Here is a 16,555-nt window from a genome sequence, read left to right on the forward strand (position 1 = left end):
GCGACCCCGCCACGGGCCTCCCGTCCGTCAGCGGTCTGGTGTCAGTCGCCGAGCGCGTGCATCTGGATCGCGACGGCGGCGGCGCCGCGCGCCCACTCGTTGAACCGGAACGGCTGCGCGAGCAGCGTCGGCGCCGGGATCGACCAGTGCCGGGCGGACTCGATCGATCGGTCGAGGGCGACCAGCCCGACCTCGGCCACGGCGACGAGTTCGCCGGAGAGCAGGACCACCTCGGGGTCGACGACGTTCACCACGTCCGCGACGAGCAGCCCGAGTGCCTCGGCGGCGGTGTCGACGACCGCCTGCGCCGCCGCACGGTCCGACGCGTCGTCGCCGCGTGCTGCGTCGAGGACCTGGGCGGCGGTGACGGCACGGCCGAGGGCAGCCGAACCCGCCGCGGCGATGGCCCGGTCGCTCAGGACCGCCCGTGCGCAGCCGCGATGGCCGAACTCGCACTGCAGGTCGGACTCGCCGACCGCACCACCGAGGCGCTGGTGCCCGATGCTGCCCGCGGTCGAGTGCGCGCCGTCGACGACGGTGTCGCCGACGACCAGCCCGAGGCCGATGCCCGCACCGATGGTCAGCAGGGCGAAGGAGCGGTGCTCACGGCCCTCACCGAACCAGTGCTCGGCGTGCGTGAGGGCACGCACGTCGTTCTCCACGGACGCGGGCAGCCCCGTCGCGTCGGTCAGCAGGGCGGCGAGCGGGACGTCCTCCCACCCGAGGAACGGCGCTCGCCGGATCCGGCTGCGGTCCTCGGTCGCGCCGCCGACCGCGACGCAGAGGGCACGGATGCGGTCGTCGGTGGCACGCAGGTCGGCGACCACCTGCGCGATCCGGGCGACGACCGCTGCGACGTCGGTGTCGGGCAGGGGTTCCTCGCGCTCGGTGAGGACCCGGCCACGACGGTCGGTCGCGACGGCGAAGAGCCCGTCGCCGGTGAGCTTCACGCCGACGAAGTGGTGCGCGTCGGCGTCGATGTCGAGCGGGATCGAGGGGCGACCGGTGCCCGTGCCCTGGACGCCCGCACGCTCGACGAGGATGCCCGCCTCGAGCAGGGGCCTGGTGATGCGCGACAGGCTCGGCCCGGACAGCCCGAGGCGGGCGGCGAGCTCGGTGCGGGGACGCGGCCCGGCGCGGAGCACCTCGAGGACGACGGACTGGGCGCTGCCGGCCAGCGGGTCCCAGGCGTGCGGGTGTCCAGCGTCACGGGTGTCGGGCACGTGGTCAGCCTAGGGGGCCACCGCGGCGACCGGTGTCAGGCGTCGTACCGGAGACACAGCATCACGATCGGCTCGTCGTCGGCGACGTCGACGCCCTCGGTGCGCAGCCAGAAGCGGCGGTGCCGGACCCGCCAGTCCTCGATGTCGGTGAAGCCCTCGCCCTCGGCCTGCGCGAACGACCACGTGACCTCGGTGAACGGGACGACCTCGACTGCGGTGACGACGACGGTCCCCATCGGTCGACCGTCGTCGTCGAGCAGGGCCAGGCGCTCGCCGACGTGCTCGAGCGGCTCGTCTTCGTCCCCGTACTCGGACAGGCGTCCGGCCGTGGCGGTCTTCGTCCCGGCGACGACCAGCGCGGTGAGCTCCTGGCGGAGCTGCCCGGGGTCGCCGAGCTCGAGGCCACGGAGTTCGCCGTGGGACGGGACGTCGATGCGCGGGAACATGCCGTCACCGTAGCGCGGTCCGCGGCCCCGGTAGGGTTCCTGACATGCCGCACCCTGCACACGCGACACCGGTCTGGGCCCTGAAGTTGGCGGTGGTCACCGCACTGGTCGGCATCGCCGGGGGGATCGCCGGGGTGTCGGTGTGGCTCGCGCTGCAGCTGATCCAGTTCGTCGCGTTCGGGTACCCGTTCGGCGGGCACCTCGAGGCCGCCGACGCGCCGTCCGGGCTGAACCGCTTCCTGGCGCTCGCCGCCGCCGGTGTCCTGACGGGTGTCGCGTGGTGGGCGATCCGCCGCTGGGGCCGCCCGACCGTCGCGGTCACCGCCGCCGTCGCCGGCAAGCGGATGCCCTCGCTCGTCACCCTCGGCAACGCCGGGATCCAGATCCTGGCCGTCGGGCTGGGCGCCTCGATCGGGAAAGAGGTCGCACCCCGCGAGATCGGAGCGTGGCTCGCGCAGGTCGTGACCCGTCGGGCGGGGCTGACCGCGCGGGAGACGAAGATCCTGGTGGCCTGCGGCGCCGCGGCGGGCCTCGCTGCCGTGTACGACGTGCCGCTCGGTGGGGCGCTGTTCGCCGTCGAGGTGCTGCTCGGGGAGCTCACCCTCGCCACCGCGCTGCCGGCGTTCGCCACGAGTGCGATCGCCGCCGTCGTGGCACGCCTGGTGATCCCGGACGAGGTGCTGTACCACGTGCCGGCCATGCACATGTCGCCGTCGCTGCTGGTCTGGGCCGCGGTCGTCGGCCCCGTGCTGGGCTTCGCCGGCGTCGGGTTCGTCAAGCTCACGAACCGGCTGCAGGGACTCGCGCCGAAGGGGTGGCGCCTGCTCGTCGTCCTGCCCGTGGTGTTCGCGATGGTCGGCCTGATCGCCGTGCCGTTCCCCGAGGTCCTCGGCAACGGCCGGGCGCTCGGGGTGTTCGCGATGAACACGACGACGGACGGCGACACCGTGATCGGCATGGCGCCGATCGTGTTCCTGCTGCTCCTCGGCGTCATCCGCACGATCACGACCGCGGCGACGATCGGCTCCGGTGCCGTGGGCGGGACGCTGACGCCGTCGATCGCCATCGGGTCGGCGTTCGGCGGGTTCCTGGGTGGCGCGTGGCTGCTGCTGTGGCCGGCGGACGGGCCGAGCCTGGCGTCGTTCGCGTTCATCGGGGCGGCGGCGTTCCTCGCGACGACGATGCGGGCGCCGTTCACCGCGCTCGTGCTCGTCGTGGAGTTCACCGAGCAGGGGACCGACATCCTCATCCCCGCGCTGCTGGCGATCACGGGGTCGGTCGCCGTCGGGTTCGTGCTCGCACGCCGACGCAGCGCCCAGATGGCCTGACGCGACCGCGCCGCTCGGCGCACTCAGCGGCGCCGCGCGGCCACGCGACCGGACCGCCGGGGCCGCACCGGGCCTCCAGTCCGAGCGATCGTCACGGAACGCGCCTACCATCGGCGGCACACGCCGGGGCAGCGGGTCCCGCGTCGGAACGAGAGGCACGGACATGGCGGGGTTCGACGACATCACGAAGAAGGCGCAGGAGTTCCTGAAGGACGGGAAGGTCCAGGACGCGCTCAAGAGCGAGAAGGCCGAGGGCATCAGCGACAAGGTGCTCGACGGCGTGGCCGACGCGGTCAAGAAGGCCACGGGCGGCAAGTACGACGAGAAGGTCGACGGCGCCCGCGACTCGGCCGACAAGCACATCGGCAACGAGTAGCACGCCCCACCGCGGCCCCGGCGTCCCGAGGACGTCGGGGCCCTCGGCTGGACTCCGCGCGGAACAACGGGGACCATGGAGCGGTTGTCCCCGACGACAGCAGGAGGAACCACCGCCGTGACGACCGTCGCCCCAGACCAGCCCCTCACCGACGCCGAGACCACCCGGATCCGTCAGGACTTCCCGATCCTCGACCAGCAGGTCAACGGGCACCCCCTGGCCTACCTGGACTCGGGCGCGACGGCCGAACGCCCACAGCAGGTCCTGGACGCCGAGCGCCGCTTCCTCGAGCACGACAACGCGGCCGTGCACCGCGGCGCACACACACTGGCGGCGCTGAGCACCGATGCGTACGAGGATGCCCGCGCCACCGTCGCCGGGTTCATCGGCGCCGCATCCCCGAGCGAGGTCGTGTGGACCGCCAACGCCACCGACGCGCTCAACCTGGTGGCGTACGGCATCGCGAACGCCAGCCGTGGGCGCGGGGGAGTCGCAGCCGAGCGCTTCCGTCTCGGCGAGGGCGACGAGGTCCTGGTCACCGAGGCCGAGCACCACGCCAACCTGGTCCCGTGGCAGGAGCTGGCGATCGCCACCGGTGCGACGCTCCGCTGGGTCCCCGTGGACGACGACGGGTGCTGGAACGCTGCCGACGCCGTCGCGCTGGTCTCCGAGCGCACGAAGGTCGTGGCGTTCGCGCACGTGTCGAACGTCACCGGCATGATCGCCCCGGTCGCCGAACTCGTCGCCGCAGCCCACGCCCACGGCGCCCTCGTCGTCCTCGACGCCTGCCAGTCCGCGCCGCACCGGCCCCTCGACGTGCAGGCGCTCGACGTGGACTTCGCGGCGTTCTCCGGGCACAAGATGCTCGGACCGAACGGCATCGGCGTGCTCTGGGGACGCCAGGAACTGCTCGACGCGCTCCCGCCGTTCCGGACCGGCGGGTCGATGATCACCACCGTGACGATGGAGCACACCGACTTCATGCCGGCACCCGAGCGCTTCGAGGCCGGCACCCAGCCCGTGTCGCAGGCGGTCGCGCTCGCCGAGGCCGTCCGCTACCTGCAGGCGATCGGCATGGACCGCGTCCGCGCGCACGAGGAGCACCTGGCGCAGCGCATGCTCGACGGTCTCGCCGCGGTGCCCGGCGTCCGGGTGGTCGGTCCGCCCGCCGGGGTCCCACGCTCCGGACTGGTGTCGTTCGACGTCGACGGGGTCCACGCACACGACGTGTCGCAGTACCTCGACGCGCAGGGCATCGCCGTCCGCTCGGGCCACCACTGCGCCCAGCCGTTGCACCGCCGCCTGGGGCTCACCGCGACCAGCCGGGCGAGCAGCTACGTGTACACGACCGACGAGGACGTCGACCGCTTCGTGCGGGCCGTCGGCGAGGTCCGCGGCTACTTCGGCGCGGACGGCGCCTCCGCGGACGGCGCCTCCGCGGAAGGGGTCGACGCGTGAACGCCCTCGACTCCCTCTACCAGCAGGTCATCCTCGACCACGCCAAGGCCCGGCACGGTGACACCGTGCTGGACGCGCCCGATGCCGCGCACTTCGAGCGGAACCCGACGTGCGGTGACGAGATCACGGTCAGCGTGCGGCTCGAGCCCGGGTCGGACCGGATCGCCGCGATCGGCTGGCAGGGCGACGGCTGCTCGATCTCGATGGCCTCGGCGTCGGTGCTCACCGACATGGCCGTCGGTCGGACCGTGCCGGAGCTGCTCGCGCTCACCGAGGAGTTCCGCACGATGATGCGCTCCCGCGGCGTCGGCGAGCCGGACGAGGACGTGCTCGAGGACCTGGTCGCGTTCCACGGCGTCTCGAAGTTCGTCATGCGCGTGAAGTGCGGGATGCTCGCGTGGGTGGCGGCCGAGGCCGCCGTGCGCGAGGCGACCGCGGGTCGCTGACCCGGACACACACCGGACGGGAGGCCCGTGGCGACGCCGCCACGCGCCTCCCGTCCGTCGTCCGGGTGCGTCGCTGGCGCCGCTGCGGCGATCGCACCCCGTGACGGACATCGCACCCCGGTGCACCGGGGTGCGATGTCCGTGCGCGGGTGCGACACCGCGCGGCCGCACGGCGCGCTGGCGGGTCAGGCGGCGTGACGACCGAGCGAGACGCGCTCCTCCGGCAGGTCCTGCAGGTCGCGGCCGCGGAACCAGCGGAGCAGCCAGTCCGCGGGGGAGCCCGCCAGCGCCGCCGGCAGGGGGGACCGATCCGACAGGAAGGTGCTGAAGCCCGGGTCGTCGCGGACCTCGGCGTCGGACGGGGCGCCGAACGCCATCGCCCATCCGTCGAACCGGCGCGCGTCGACGTGCTCGCGGGACAGCGTCTTCACCTCGCGGTGCCGGGGGTCACGCTCGATCGCCCGGAAGCGGTCCTCGACGCTCCACTCCTGGCCCTCGAGGACCTGCAGGAAGCGCCCGCCCTTCGCGAGCAGGAGCCCGGAGACGCCGAGCGCCCCGTTCCGCAGACGGGCTTCCCGGAGCATCGCGACCAGGTCGGCGTCCGTCATCGCGTCCGCGGCGACGGACATGTACACGAGGGAGGTGAGTTCGGGCATCGCCGACAGTCTGTGTCGCGCACCCGGGAAGGACCAACCTCAGTCCGGTGCACGCACTCCGTCGGACGCCACGGTCCGGGCGCGCTCCGTCGCCGTGCCGGTCGCCTCGCGGTCGTCCTGCACGTCCCACCGTGCCGCCACGTACGCCAACCCGCGTCGGCCCCGCGTGAACGGCACGGCCGCGATCGAGACCACGACCCCGACCGCCAGCAGCACGGGCCAGACGGGGCCCTGACCGAGCGTGAGCAGGGCGTACCCGCCGGTCCCGAGCACCCAGCGCAGCACACGACCGAGCACCCCGGCGGGCGGCCGCGGTTCGAGGCGCACGATCGTCTCACCGATGGTGCGGCCCGACGCCAGCACCCAGACGAGCTGCAGCACCGCGACGACGAGCACGCTCGCACCACCGCGCAGGAAGGCCTCGAGCGCTCCGGACCCGCGCGGGTCGGCCGCGACCGGGACGAAGGCGCCGGCGAGCGACCCGAACGTGACGACGACCCAGTCGCAGGTCATCCCGAGCCACCGGCGCAGCACCGTCACCCGGCGTGGATCGGTCGGCCGCATGGGCACCTGGCCGGGGAACACCCGGAGCAGCGGCGCGAGGAACGCACCGATCAGCGCACCCGCGGTGTTCGCGAGCAGGTCGTCCACGTCGAACAGGCGGTACGCGCAGGGGTAGAGGAACCAGATCCCGGTGATCTGCGTCGTCTCGATGAGCAGCGATGCCCCGAGCCCGATCAGGGTCGCGACCCAGACCGGGACGCGGCGGAAGTAGCGCAGCACCATGCCGAGCGGCACGAACAGCGCCACGTTGAACACGACCTGCAGCGTCGCGGGGTTGCGCAGGTACGCGGTGAGCCCACCGCCGCGGAGGCCGGCCTCGCGCACGATGTCCGACACGAACTGCCCAGGCACGAGCTGCGCGCCGGCGTCGTGGACGCTGCAGAAGTCGGCCGTGCGCGGGGGCAGCGGCAGCAGCGTGTACGTGGCCAGGGCGACCAGGTAGACCAGCACGAGGAAGTGCAGGGCGACGATGCCGACGGTCAGCCCCCCGCGTCGGCGGTACTGGATCGCGGTGAACGGCACCACGAGCAGCACGGCGAGCCCGGTGGCGAAGAGGACGGCCGCGTAGGCAGGGAACACGGTCGTCGACACGGTCAGACCACCTCGACCACGACGACCCACACCCAGAAGGCCAGGACCCCCGCGAGCGCGACGGCGTGCCCGATGCGGTGCGCGGCGACGACGGCCACGAACTCGCGCAGGAACGCGCTCGGCACGTAGTACCGGGCGGTCCGGGCACCGACGACCTGGGCGTCGCTGCCGATGCTCCGCGCCAGCATCGCCGCGCGCATCACGTGGTAGTTGCTGGTCGCGACGACGACGTCCCCGGTCACACCCGCCTGCTCCTGCACGGTCTGCGAGAAGCGCAGGTTCTCGTCGGTGTTGCGCGAGCGGGTCTCCGGCAGCACGGCGGTCGCGGGGACACCCTGCGCGACGAGGTACTCGGCCATTGCCTGGCCCTCGGGGCGGGGCTCGTCGGCACCCTGGCCCCCGGACGGGATCATCACCGCGGCACGGCCCTGCTCGACGGAGTGCCGCCAGACCTCGATGCCCTTGTCGAGCCGGGAGCGCAGCAGCGGCGGTACGTTCCCACGCACGAGCCCGGAGCCGAGCACCACGACGACGTCGGCCTCGCGCGGCTTGCCGACGTGGCCGTACACGAGCGCGTACAGCAGGAAGACGACGAACACCACCCCGACGTACCCGGCGACGGCGAGCACGAGCAGCAGCACGGACTCCGCGAAGAGCGAGCCCGAACGGATCAGCACGAGCAGCAGGGCGACCAGGGCGATCAGGCCGACGCCGACGACGAGCGAGAGCATGTTGCCGAGGCTGCGACCCTCGCGCCGGAACATCCGCACGCCGTTGGCGACGAGGAAGCCGGCGAGCACGACGACGCCGACGGGGAACAGCAGGATGGCGCCGACGACCAGGACCTGCAGCGCCGGGAAGCGGTCGAGCACCAGGTCCGTGACGCCGAGCACCGCGAAGAACAGGGCCGCCGCCAGCAGCACCCCGTTGCGGAGCATCCGGCGGTCGCGCTGGCGCAGCACCACGTAGACCAGGGCACAGACGACGGCGAGCGCGAGGAGGACCACGGGTACGACCCTACGGGTCGCGCGCCGAAGCGGACGGACTGGAGGCGCGGGGCGGGCCCGCCCCGCGCCTCCCGTCCGATCCGCGAAAGCGACAGTTCTCCACCGACGCCCGGCGCAGAACTGTCGCTTTCGCGAAGGGGAAGGTGCGCCCGACTAGACGAGCGCGGTGAACGACGCGTCGCGGACCAGGACGGTCGCGGCTGCGCCGTCGACCTGCTGGTCCGGGTCGCTCGACAGGCCGAGCGACCACGAGCCGCCGCCGGGCTTCTCGGGCAGCGTGAACTCGATCGTCGTGTCGGAGGCGTTCAGCAGCACCGCCACGACGTCCTCGCCCTGTTCGAGCACGAGCATCACCGCGCGGTTGCCGCCGTCGGCCCAGTCGCCGTCCTCGAACCCGGCGTCGTCCGCCCGCAGCACGGACACGGTCGACTCCGAGTCGCCGGGTGCCGTGCGGTACCACTCGGGCCGGAGCGCGACGTGCTCCTTGCGGAACGCGATCGCCGACCGGGTGAAGGCGAGCAGGTCCTGGTCCGCCGCGGCCCAGTCGAACCACGAGATCTCGTCGTCGTGGCAGTACGCGTTGTTGTTGCCGCCCTGCGACCGGGCGATCTCGTCGCCGCCGAGGATCATCGGCACGCCCGCCGACAGCAGCAGCGAGCCGAGGAAGTTCCGGCGCTGCCGGTCGCGGTAGTCGTTCACCGCGCCGTCGTCGGTCGGGCCCTCGATGCCGCCGTTGAACGAGGTGTTGTTGCTCTCGCCGTCGTTGTTGTCCTCGCCGTTGGCCTCGTTGTGCTTCTCGGCGTACATCGTCAGGTCCGCCAGCGTGAAGCCGTCGTGCGCCGTGACGAAGTCGACCGAGCACACCGGTGCGCGACGCGAGCCCTCGTAGACGTCCGGGCTGCCCAGCACTCGCTGGACGGCGTCGCCGAGCGTGCCCTCGTCGCCGCGCCAGAACGCGCGCATGTCGTCGCGGTACTTGCCGTTCCACTCCGCCCACTCGGCCGGGAACCCGCCGACCTGGTAGCCGGCGGTGTCCCACGGCTCGGCGATCATCTTGACGGTCCGCAGCACCGGGTCCTGGTGGATGATGTCGAGGAACGCCGAGCGGCGGCTGGCCTCGTTGTCCTGCCGGGTCAGCGTCGTCGCGAGGTCGAAGCGGAAGCCGTCGACGTGCATCTCCTCGACCCAGTACCGCAGCGAGTCCGCGATCAGGCCGAGCGCCGCCGGGTGTGCGACGTTGAGGGAGTTGCCGGTGCCGGTGGTGTCGAAGTAGCTCGAGCCGTCGTCCTCGACCAGGCGGTAGTACGACGGGTTGTCGATGCCCTTGAACGACAGCGTCGGGCCCATGTGGTTGCCCTCGGCGGTGTGGTTGTAGACGACGTCCATGATGACCTCGAGGCCCGCTGCGTGCAGGGCCTTGACCATCGCCTTGAACTCGGCGACCTGCTGGCCGGCCGACCCCGCGGACGAGTACTCGTCGTGCGGCGCGAAGAAGCCGATGGAGTTGTAGCCCCAGTAGTTCCGCAGGCCCTTGTCGGCGAGCGTCGAGTCCTGCACGAACTGGTGCGTCGGCAGCAGTTCGACCGCCGTCACACCGAGGTCGACCAGGTGCTGGATCGCCGCCGGGTGCGCCATGCCGGCGTACGTGCCGCGGATCTCCTCGGGGACGTCGGGGTGCTGCTGGGTGAAGCCCTTCACGTGGACCTCGTACACGACGGTGTCGGCGAGTGAGGTGTCCGGACGGACGTCGCCCTCCCAGTCGAAGGCACGGTCGGCGACCACGGACTTCGGCATCGCGCTGGCCGAGTCGGTCTCGTCGATCTGGTCCGGGTGCTCCATGTCGTGCCCGAACAGCGCCTGGCCCCACTCGTAGGTCCCGTCGATCGCCGTGGCGTAGGGGTCGAGCAGCAGCTTGGCGGGGTTGTGGCGCAGACCGTTCGCCGGGTCCCAGGGACCGTGCACGCGGAAGCCGTAGCGGGTGCCGACGGTGACGTCCGGCACGATGTCGTGGAAGGTGTACCCGGTGCGGTGGGTGAGCTCGGTGCGGTGCTCGGTCCCGTCGTCGTCGAAGCGGCAGAACTCGACGCGGTCGGCGGTGGTCGAGAACAGGGCGACGTTGGCGCCGCCGTCGACGAGCGTGACGCCGAGCGGTGAGCGCGAGGAAGTGGTCATGCTGCCAGTTCTACCGACGGGGTGCTGTGCTCCCGGCTCGCTCGCGTACCCCGAGGCCCGGTCGCAGAGCCCGTGGCCCGGTCGCGGGGCTCGTGGCAGCATCGGTGCATGGACATCGCCGTGCCGACCGACACCCGCACCGAGCCGTTCGCCCCCGGTGACACCGTCGCCCTGCGGAGCGTCAACACCTACGGCGGGCACGGTGAGGCCGTCGGGTTCGCCGTCGCCGGGCGGGTCCTGGTCGACGACGACGACCTCGCCGTGGTCGCCACCCCGGCCGGTTCCGCGGTGCGGCGTCGCGCCGGGGTGGGCAGCGGACCGAACGGTCGACTGGTCGTGCCCGACGACTGGGACGGCACCTACGTGGAGGACGGGTGGTTCGGTGCACCGGTCGTCCGGGTGCACCGCAAGGGCACGCCGTGGTCGGTCTGGCGCTGGCACGACGGCACGGACTGGGAGCCCGAGTGGTACGTCAACCTCGAACTGCCCTGGACCCGCACCGAGCTCGGGTTCGACAGCCAGGACTGGACGCTCGACGTCGTCGCCCGCCAGGACGCCGACGGCACGTGGTCGGCGCGGTACAAGGACGAGGACGAGCTCGCGTTCTTCGCCGACCTCGGGCTGTGGCCGGCGGCGATGCGGTCCGTGATCGAGGGCGTCGGCGCCGAGGCAACGGCTGCCGTCCTGGCGTCGGACTTCCCGTTCGACGCGGACTGGTCGGCGTGGGTGCCGGATCCGGCATGGGCATCGGTGGCGCTGCCGTCGGCATGGGAGCGCATCGACCGTGCCTGACGGGAGGCCCGCGGTGCGTCCCGACGTCGTCCGCCGGTACACCGCGCGTGCGGTCGAGTACACGGCGCAGCTCGGCACGATGGCGCACGTCCACCCCGCGGACGAGCACCTCGTGCGCACCTGGGCCGCCGACCTGGACGGTCCCGTGCTCGATGCCGGCTGCGGACCCGGGCACTGGACCGCGCACCTCACCGCGCTCGGTCACCAGGCCCTCGGCGTGGACGCGGTCCCGGCGTTCGTCGACCACGCGCGGTCGACGCACCCAGGGACCCCGTTCGACGTCGGCGACCTGGCGCAGCTGTCGTCCCCGGACGGGTCGCTCGGGGGCGTGCTGGCCTGGTACTCGGTCATCCACCACGAGCCGGAGGATCTGCCGACGGTCCTCGGCGAGTTCGCCCGGGTGCTGCGACCGGGCGGGGAACTGCTGGTGGGCTTCTTCACCGGGACCACCCTCGAGCCGTTCGACCACGCGGTCACGACCGCCTGGCGCTGGCCCCCGGCGGCGCTCGCCGAGGTGCTCACCGCGGCCGGATTCGACGTCCTCGAGACCCACACCCGCTCTGTGCTCGGCGACCGCCCTCGCCCGCACGGCGCGCTCCTCGCCCAACTGCGCTGACGCCGCGGCCGCGGTCCGGCCAGCCCCCGGGGGGCCAACTTCCGACGCATCGCGCTGGTCGGCTCGTACCAGGGTGTCCGCTGCCGTCAGTCGATCTCGGGCGGTGTTCCAGCGATGGCGAGCAGCCCGCGCTGGTACTGGCTGTCGGTGTAGACCGTCGTCACCTTCCCGAGGCGGTAGCCGAGCGGGACGTCGTGCCAGGTGGCGTCGGATCGGACCTCATGCAGGTACACCCAGTGCCGCGTCAGCGAGTGGAGGGCGCCGATCCACATCGCGTTGCGGCGTCGTGTCGACTCGATGCCGATCAGGCCGGTGGGCATCGCCATCGACCGGAGCACCCCGGCGGTGGTGTCGAGGTCGACCTCGGTCAGCGGCCGTGGGAAGGACGGCGGCCACTCCGCGCGCAGCCGAGTGGCGCGCGACTCGAAGGACGTGTCGTCCCGGACACGACGGACGTCCGTGATCCGGATCGCGGCGTAGCCGTCGAAGAAGCCGCCGTCGCGGGTCGAAGCGAGGAGGACCCACTTCCGACCGACCGCCAGGACGAAGCCGCTCTCCCGGTCACCCGGCTTCGACGTCTGGTCGATGCGAACGAGGTGTTCCGACCCGGTCGCGGCCTGCAGCCGACGACGGATCTCGGCAGTCTTCACACGCTCACCGGAGTGTCCAGGGGTCCTCGGGGCGGGAACCCGGGCGGAATCCGTAGTGCTCGAGCATCGCCACCGCCTCGGGGAAGCCGTGCGCCAGGAGCTCGGGCGTGTGGGCGTCGCTGCCGAACGTGACCGCGCGGCCGCCCTCGTCGGCCCACCACTCCGGGATCCACGACCAGAGCCGCCGGGTGTTCATCTCCAGCGCCCGGCCCGACCGCGCGATCGCCTGCATCGCGCCGCGGAACCCGTCCTCGAACACCCGAGGGTCGAACGGCCCCTCGGTCTCGGACGGCCAGCTGCGGACGGCGTAGTCGATGTGGGTGAACACCTCGAAGACGTCGGACCCGTCGACCATGCGGGGGACCTCGTCCAGGTACGCCCACAGCACGTCGGCGGCGGGACGGTGCCGGAAGAGCGTCATCGGCTCGGCGCGCAGGCCGTCCCGGAACGGCAGCATGTGCAGCGACCCGTTGACGCGGTCGACCGCGCCGGAGTCGAGCACGGACGCGGCCGCCGACTCCCACAGGTGCGGCTGTCCGAACTCCAGGCCGGTCAGGATGCGCAGGTCGGGGAACTCGTGGCGGCACGCCTCGATCGAGGACAGCCAACCGGAGAGGTCGAACGGGGGCAGCCGCACCATGCCGTCCGGGTCGACGTACTTCTCCTCGTGGTGGTCGAAGTCGCCCGCGTCCACCCACCACGCGTCCTCGAGGTCGAGGTGCTCGGTGAACACCAGCGCCGGCAGCCCGATCCGGACCGCTCGGGCACACGTCCGGCGCATCAGGTCGACGGAGGCGGGGTCCGATCCGGCGTCCCAGGAGAACTGGCTGTGCACGTGCGCGTCGGCGGGCAGGCTCATGGGTCCGACCCTGCCACGCCTGCGGGGTCAGAGCACGCGTTCGAGCAGCCGGAGCGTGCCGGCGATGTCGATCCGCCGGTCGAGCAGCCACTGCACCTGGAGCCCGTCGAACGCGGCGATGATCAGTGACGCCACCTGGTCGAGGTCCGCGTCCGAGTGCCGGCCGGACGCGGCGAGCTCGTCGCGCAGCTGCGCGGAGAAGTCGCGACGGGCCTCGGCGAACCGTGCGGCGAAGAAGTCGCGGGCGGTCTCGTTCCCGGACTCCACCGAGGCGCCGAGCAGCGTCGTGTAGAGCGTCACGAGCGCGGGCTCGCCGACGTTGTCGTTCGCCGACGCCGCGAGCCGGTCGAACACCCCGGGCAGGTGCTCCACGGACCGCACGGACGCCTCGTCCCGCTGTCGGAGCACCTCGACCAGCAGGGCTTCGCGGGACGAGAAGTAGTGCCGCAGCGCCGCGTGCGAGACCCCGATCGCCTCGCCGATCGCCCGGAGGGACGCACCGTCGATGCCCCGGCTGGCGATGACCTCGAGGGTCTCGTCGAGGATCTCCTGGCGCCGCTGCACGCCCTTGGCGTAGGGCCCCCGCGAGCCGGTCCCGTCGTTGGAGGTCACGGCGACGACCCTACCGACCGCGAGCAGGAACCCCCGGTCCGTCGTCATGATCCGGACGAATACTTCCACTCGGGGGTTTTCAGTGCTACATTCCCGATCACCTAGCAGCACTAGGTATTCGAGGGCCCCGAAGCCCCTGATGACTCGAGGAGGAGTCATGTCGACACCGAGGTCGAACGAAGAACCCAAGGGCGGCATCGCCGGGACCGCCAATCCGCCGGTCACCGCGGCCGCCGGAGCCACCAGCACCGACCCGGCAGCGGCGTCTCGGGCCTTCTCGGTCGAGGGACTCACGCAGTCCGTCAGCTCCGTCCGCGTCGGCCCGAAGTACATGTGGGCGCTCAGCCTGGCGCAGTTCGGGCTGTTCGCGGCCCTGCTCACCCCGGTGTTCGTGAGCATGTCGATCAAGGCGCAGGAGCTCAACCCGTCGAGCCCTGAGACGATCGTCGGCTCGGTCCTGCCGTTCGGCGCGCTCGGTGCACTGTTCGCGAACCCGCTCTTCGGGTCGCTGTCCGACCGCACCCGCACCCGCTGGGGCCGTCGCCGCCCGTGGATGGTCGGTGGTGTCGTCGTCTTCGTCGCGGCCCTCGCCTGGCTCGCCTTCGCCCCGGACGTGCTCCAGCTCACGCTGGCATGGGTCCTGGCGCAGGTCGCCGCGAACGCCGTGCTCGCCACGCTGACCGCGAGCTTCGCCGACAACGTCCCCGAGTTCCAGCGCGGCAAGGCGTCGAGCGTCATCGCCCTCGCGCAGAACATCGCGATCCTGGCCGGTCTGTACCTCGCCGTGTACATGGTCGGGAACCTGCCGGTGCTCTTCATCGCCCCGGGCATCCTGGCGATCGTCGTCATCCTCGTGTACTCGGCCGTCGCCCGTGACGACCTGCCCACCACGCCGACCAAGCCCTTCAGCTGGCTGACCCTGATCGCCTCGTTCTGGACGAACCCGATCAAGTACCCGGACTTCGGTCTCGCCTGGTGGGGCCGCTTCCTCATCACCTTCGGCACGTTCATGTTCACGACGTACCGCGTGCTCTACATGCAGGACCGCATCGGTCTCCCGCAGGCCGAGGCCGTCGGGGCCGTCGCCTTCGGTGTGCTGCTCTACACGATCGCCCTGCTCGTCAGCGCGTCGATCTCCGGCTGGGTGTCCGACCGCATCCGCCGCCGCAAGGTCTTCGTCTGGGGCTCCACCGCGCTGACCGCGGTCGGCCTCGTGATCCTGGCGCACGTCGACAGCGTCGGCGGGTTCTACTTCGCCGAGATCGTGCTCGGCTTCGCGTTCGGCATCTACGCCGCGATCGACACCGCGCTGGTCGTCGACGTGCTGCCCGACCCCGAGCGTCCCGGCAAGGACCTCGGCGTCATCAACGTCGCGAACGCGCTGCCCCAGTCGCTCGCACCCGCGGTGGGCCTGTACCTCCTCGGCATCGGCGGTGGGCAGAACTACACGCTCATGCTCTGGGGCGCCGGCGTCGCCGTGCTGCTCGGAGCCCTCGTCATCCTCCCCATCAAGTCGGTCCGCTGACCGACGCCACCAGCCAGGAGGCGCGGGGTGCGTCCGCAACGCACCCCGCGCCTCCCGGCCGTCACCTGACCACACGACGGAAAGGACCCGACATGGCTCCCGCCATCTCGCTGCAGCTCTACACGGTGGACGCCGCCCTGGCGCCCGACCTGGACGGCGGCGTCCGCCGCCTGGCCGAGATCGGCTTCGACACGGTCGAGGCGTTCGCCTTCGTCGACCGCGCCCCCGAACTCAAGGCCGCGTTCGACGCCCACGGCATCGCCGCCAGGACCGGCCACGCCTTCCTGGTCGAGGAGTCGATCCCGCTGCCCGACGGCACCGTGATGACCGCCCCCTCGCACGCTGACACCTTCGCCGCGGCGGCCGAGCTCGGCATCGAGATCGTCATCGACCCGTTCGTCGGCCCCGACCACTGGACCACCCGCGAGGGCGTCGAACGCGTCGCCGCCCGCCTGAACGCCGCAGCCGCCGAGGCCGCCGAACACGGCATGCGCGTCGGCTACCACAACCACGACCACGAGCTGCGGCCCCGCATCGACGGCCAGCCCGCGCTGCAGGTGCTCGCGTCCCTGCTCGACCCGGCCGTCGTGCTGGAGCTCGACCTGTACTGGGCGAGCGCCGCCGGCATCGACGTCGTCGCCTTCGTCCAGGAGCTCGGCGACCGCATCGTCGCCGTGCACGTCAAGGACGGCCCGATGCGCGAGGGCATCTCGACCGCCGAGGTGCCGACCGACCAGACCCCGGCCGGCCAGGGCGACGTCCGGCTCGCCGAGGCGCTGGCCGCGGCGACCGCGCTCGAGTACGCCGTGATCGAGTTCGACGGCTTCGACGGGGACGTGTTCGACGGTGTCGAACAGTCGTACCGGTGGCTGGCGTCCACGCTGTCCGCCCCGACCGGTGCCGGGGTGTCCGCATGACCCGCACGGGCAAGGTCGGCATCGGCTTCATCGGCGCCGGGATGATCAGCGAGCAGTACCTGACCAACCTGACGACGTTCCCCGACGTCGAGGTGGTCCGCATCGGCGACATCGACACGGCGCGTGCGGCGGAGTCAGCGGCGAAGTGGGGGATCCCGGCATCCGGGACCGGGGACGAGGTGCTCGCGGACCCCGACGTCGAGATCGTCATCAACCTGACGCTGCCGGCCACGCACGTGGAGGTCTCCACCGCGGCACTGCGCGCGGGCAAGCACGTGTGGAGCGAGAAGCCGATCGGCGTCGACCGGGCCTCGGCC

At 72.3% G+C, this 16,555-nt stretch carries 18 protein-coding genes; 9 read left to right on the forward strand and 9 right to left on the reverse strand.

What is annotated here, in order from left to right:
• Positions 1-41: 41 nt before the first annotated feature.
• Together BIU90_RS10645 and BIU90_RS10650 are read right to left on the reverse strand one after the other, a co-directional pair.
• Entirely contained in the window at positions 42-1,223 is a 1,182-nt protein-coding gene (locus BIU90_RS10645) for an ROK family transcriptional regulator (RefSeq protein WP_083403876.1), read from the reverse strand.
• Between the two features lie 35 nt (positions 1,224-1,258).
• On the reverse strand, positions 1,259-1,669 hold the full coding sequence (locus BIU90_RS10650) for an ASCH domain-containing protein (protein WP_071300177.1): 411 nt from the start codon (positions 1,667-1,669) through the stop codon (positions 1,259-1,261).
• A gap of 44 nt (positions 1,670-1,713) precedes the next feature.
• On the opposite strand from BIU90_RS10650, the gene BIU90_RS10655 reads away from it, so the two are divergent.
• The 4 genes from BIU90_RS10655 to sufU all read left to right on the forward strand — a co-directional run bounded on the left by BIU90_RS10655 (position 1,714) and on the right by sufU (position 5,277).
• Positions 1,714-2,997 (forward strand): chloride channel protein, encoded by a 1,284-nt coding sequence (locus tag BIU90_RS10655; protein WP_071300178.1) that lies wholly within the window; start codon positions 1,714-1,716, stop codon positions 2,995-2,997.
• A 163-nt stretch (positions 2,998-3,160) separates the two neighbouring features.
• Positions 3,161-3,373, forward strand: a complete 213-nt coding sequence (locus BIU90_RS10660; protein WP_071300179.1) for an Rv0909 family putative TA system antitoxin — start codon at positions 3,161-3,163, stop codon at positions 3,371-3,373.
• A 117-nt stretch (positions 3,374-3,490) separates the two neighbouring features.
• On the forward strand, positions 3,491-4,831 hold the full coding sequence (locus BIU90_RS10665) for an aminotransferase class V-fold PLP-dependent enzyme (RefSeq protein WP_071300180.1): 1,341 nt from the start codon (positions 3,491-3,493) through the stop codon (positions 4,829-4,831).
• A complete protein-coding gene (gene sufU / locus BIU90_RS10670) occupies positions 4,828-5,277 on the forward strand; it encodes a Fe-S cluster assembly sulfur transfer protein SufU (RefSeq protein ID WP_071300181.1) in 450 nt (149 codons plus the stop codon). Before BIU90_RS10665 ends, sufU begins: the two co-directional genes overlap by 4 nt.
• A gap of 185 nt (positions 5,278-5,462) precedes the next feature.
• Here the strand turns inward: sufU and BIU90_RS10675 are convergent, their stop codons facing one another.
• The 4 genes from BIU90_RS10675 to glgX form a co-directional block, all read right to left on the reverse strand.
• Positions 5,463-5,933, reverse strand: coding sequence for a BLUF domain-containing protein (locus tag BIU90_RS10675; protein WP_071300182.1), 471 nt, complete (start codon positions 5,931-5,933; stop codon positions 5,463-5,465).
• 39 nt (positions 5,934-5,972) lie between these two features.
• Positions 5,973-7,088 carry a VanZ family protein gene (locus tag BIU90_RS10680; RefSeq protein WP_071300183.1) on the reverse strand — a complete coding sequence of 372 codons (1,116 nt, stop codon included), beginning with the start codon at positions 7,086-7,088 and terminating at the stop codon, positions 5,973-5,975.
• A 2-nt stretch (positions 7,089-7,090) separates the two neighbouring features.
• Complete coding sequence (locus tag BIU90_RS10685) at positions 7,091-8,095, reverse strand: YdcF family protein (RefSeq protein ID WP_071300184.1); 1,005 nt, start codon at positions 8,093-8,095, stop codon at positions 7,091-7,093.
• Between the two features lie 153 nt (positions 8,096-8,248).
• Positions 8,249-10,267, reverse strand: a complete 2,019-nt coding sequence (glgX, locus tag BIU90_RS10690) for a glycogen debranching protein GlgX (RefSeq protein ID WP_071300185.1) — start codon at positions 10,265-10,267, stop codon at positions 8,249-8,251.
• A 108-nt stretch (positions 10,268-10,375) separates the two neighbouring features.
• On the opposite strand from glgX, the gene BIU90_RS10695 reads away from it, so the two are divergent.
• Positions 10,376-11,059, forward strand: a complete 684-nt coding sequence (locus BIU90_RS10695; protein ID WP_071300186.1) for a DUF402 domain-containing protein — start codon at positions 10,376-10,378, stop codon at positions 11,057-11,059.
• Between the two features lie 13 nt (positions 11,060-11,072).
• Positions 11,073-11,675: a class I SAM-dependent methyltransferase gene (locus tag BIU90_RS10700; RefSeq protein ID WP_254787011.1), complete on the forward strand. Its 603-nt coding sequence runs from the start codon at positions 11,073-11,075 to the stop codon at positions 11,673-11,675.
• Positions 11,676-11,761: 86 nt separating this feature from the next.
• Here the strand turns inward: BIU90_RS10700 and BIU90_RS10705 are convergent, their stop codons facing one another.
• The 3 genes from BIU90_RS10705 to BIU90_RS10715 are packed head-to-tail and all read right to left on the reverse strand — an operon-like array spanning position 11,762 to position 13,796.
• Positions 11,762-12,325: a hypothetical protein gene (locus tag BIU90_RS10705; protein WP_071300188.1), complete on the reverse strand. Its 564-nt coding sequence runs from the start codon at positions 12,323-12,325 to the stop codon at positions 11,762-11,764.
• A gap of 4 nt (positions 12,326-12,329) precedes the next feature.
• Positions 12,330-13,184: a PHP domain-containing protein gene (locus BIU90_RS10710; RefSeq protein ID WP_071300189.1), complete on the reverse strand. Its 855-nt coding sequence runs from the start codon at positions 13,182-13,184 to the stop codon at positions 12,330-12,332.
• A gap of 27 nt (positions 13,185-13,211) precedes the next feature.
• Entirely contained in the window at positions 13,212-13,796 is a 585-nt protein-coding gene (locus BIU90_RS10715; protein WP_254787012.1) for a TetR/AcrR family transcriptional regulator, read from the reverse strand.
• Positions 13,797-13,953: 157 nt separating this feature from the next.
• Between BIU90_RS10715 and BIU90_RS10720 the strand changes: the two genes are divergently transcribed.
• From BIU90_RS10720 to BIU90_RS10730, 3 genes are all read left to right on the forward strand, one after another.
• A complete protein-coding gene (locus BIU90_RS10720; protein ID WP_071300191.1) occupies positions 13,954-15,321 on the forward strand; it encodes an MFS transporter in 1,368 nt (455 codons plus the stop codon).
• Between the two features lie 92 nt (positions 15,322-15,413).
• Positions 15,414-16,238, forward strand: coding sequence for a sugar phosphate isomerase/epimerase (locus tag BIU90_RS10725; RefSeq protein ID WP_071300192.1), 825 nt, complete (start codon positions 15,414-15,416; stop codon positions 16,236-16,238).
• Positions 16,235-16,555, forward strand: a 321-nt coding sequence (locus BIU90_RS10730) for a Gfo/Idh/MocA family protein (protein ID WP_139195246.1), incomplete at its 3' end; no start/stop codon positions are given. The genes BIU90_RS10725 and BIU90_RS10730, both read left to right, overlap by 4 nt.

The organism is Curtobacterium sp. MCBA15_001, assembly GCF_001864835.1.
In the GTDB taxonomy this organism is placed as follows: Bacteria; Actinomycetota; Actinomycetes; order Actinomycetales; family Microbacteriaceae; genus Curtobacterium.

Bases quoted from the DNA above. Each gene is read 5' to 3' on its own strand.
- BIU90_RS10650 (WP_071300177.1), bottom strand. From the start codon at position 1,669: ATGTTCCCGCGCATCGACGTCCCGTCCCACGGCGAACTCCGTGGCCTC.
- BIU90_RS10655 (WP_071300178.1), top strand. From the start codon at position 1,714: ATGCCGCACCCTGCACACGCGACACCGGTCTGGGCCCTGAAGTTGGCG.
- BIU90_RS10660 (WP_071300179.1), top strand. From the start codon at position 3,161: ATGGCGGGGTTCGACGACATCACGAAGAAGGCGCAGGAGTTCCTGAAG.
- BIU90_RS10675 (WP_071300182.1), bottom strand. From the start codon at position 5,933: ATGCCCGAACTCACCTCCCTCGTGTACATGTCCGTCGCCGCGGACGCG.
- glgX (WP_071300185.1), bottom strand. From the start codon at position 10,267: ATGACCACTTCCTCGCGCTCACCGCTCGGCGTCACGCTCGTCGACGGC.
- BIU90_RS10695 (WP_071300186.1), top strand. From the start codon at position 10,376: ATGGACATCGCCGTGCCGACCGACACCCGCACCGAGCCGTTCGCCCCC.
- BIU90_RS10710 (WP_071300189.1), bottom strand. From the start codon at position 13,184: ATGAGCCTGCCCGCCGACGCGCACGTGCACAGCCAGTTCTCCTGGGAC.
- BIU90_RS10720 (WP_071300191.1), top strand. From the start codon at position 13,954: ATGTCGACACCGAGGTCGAACGAAGAACCCAAGGGCGGCATCGCCGGG.
- BIU90_RS10725 (WP_071300192.1), top strand. From the start codon at position 15,414: ATGGCTCCCGCCATCTCGCTGCAGCTCTACACGGTGGACGCCGCCCTG.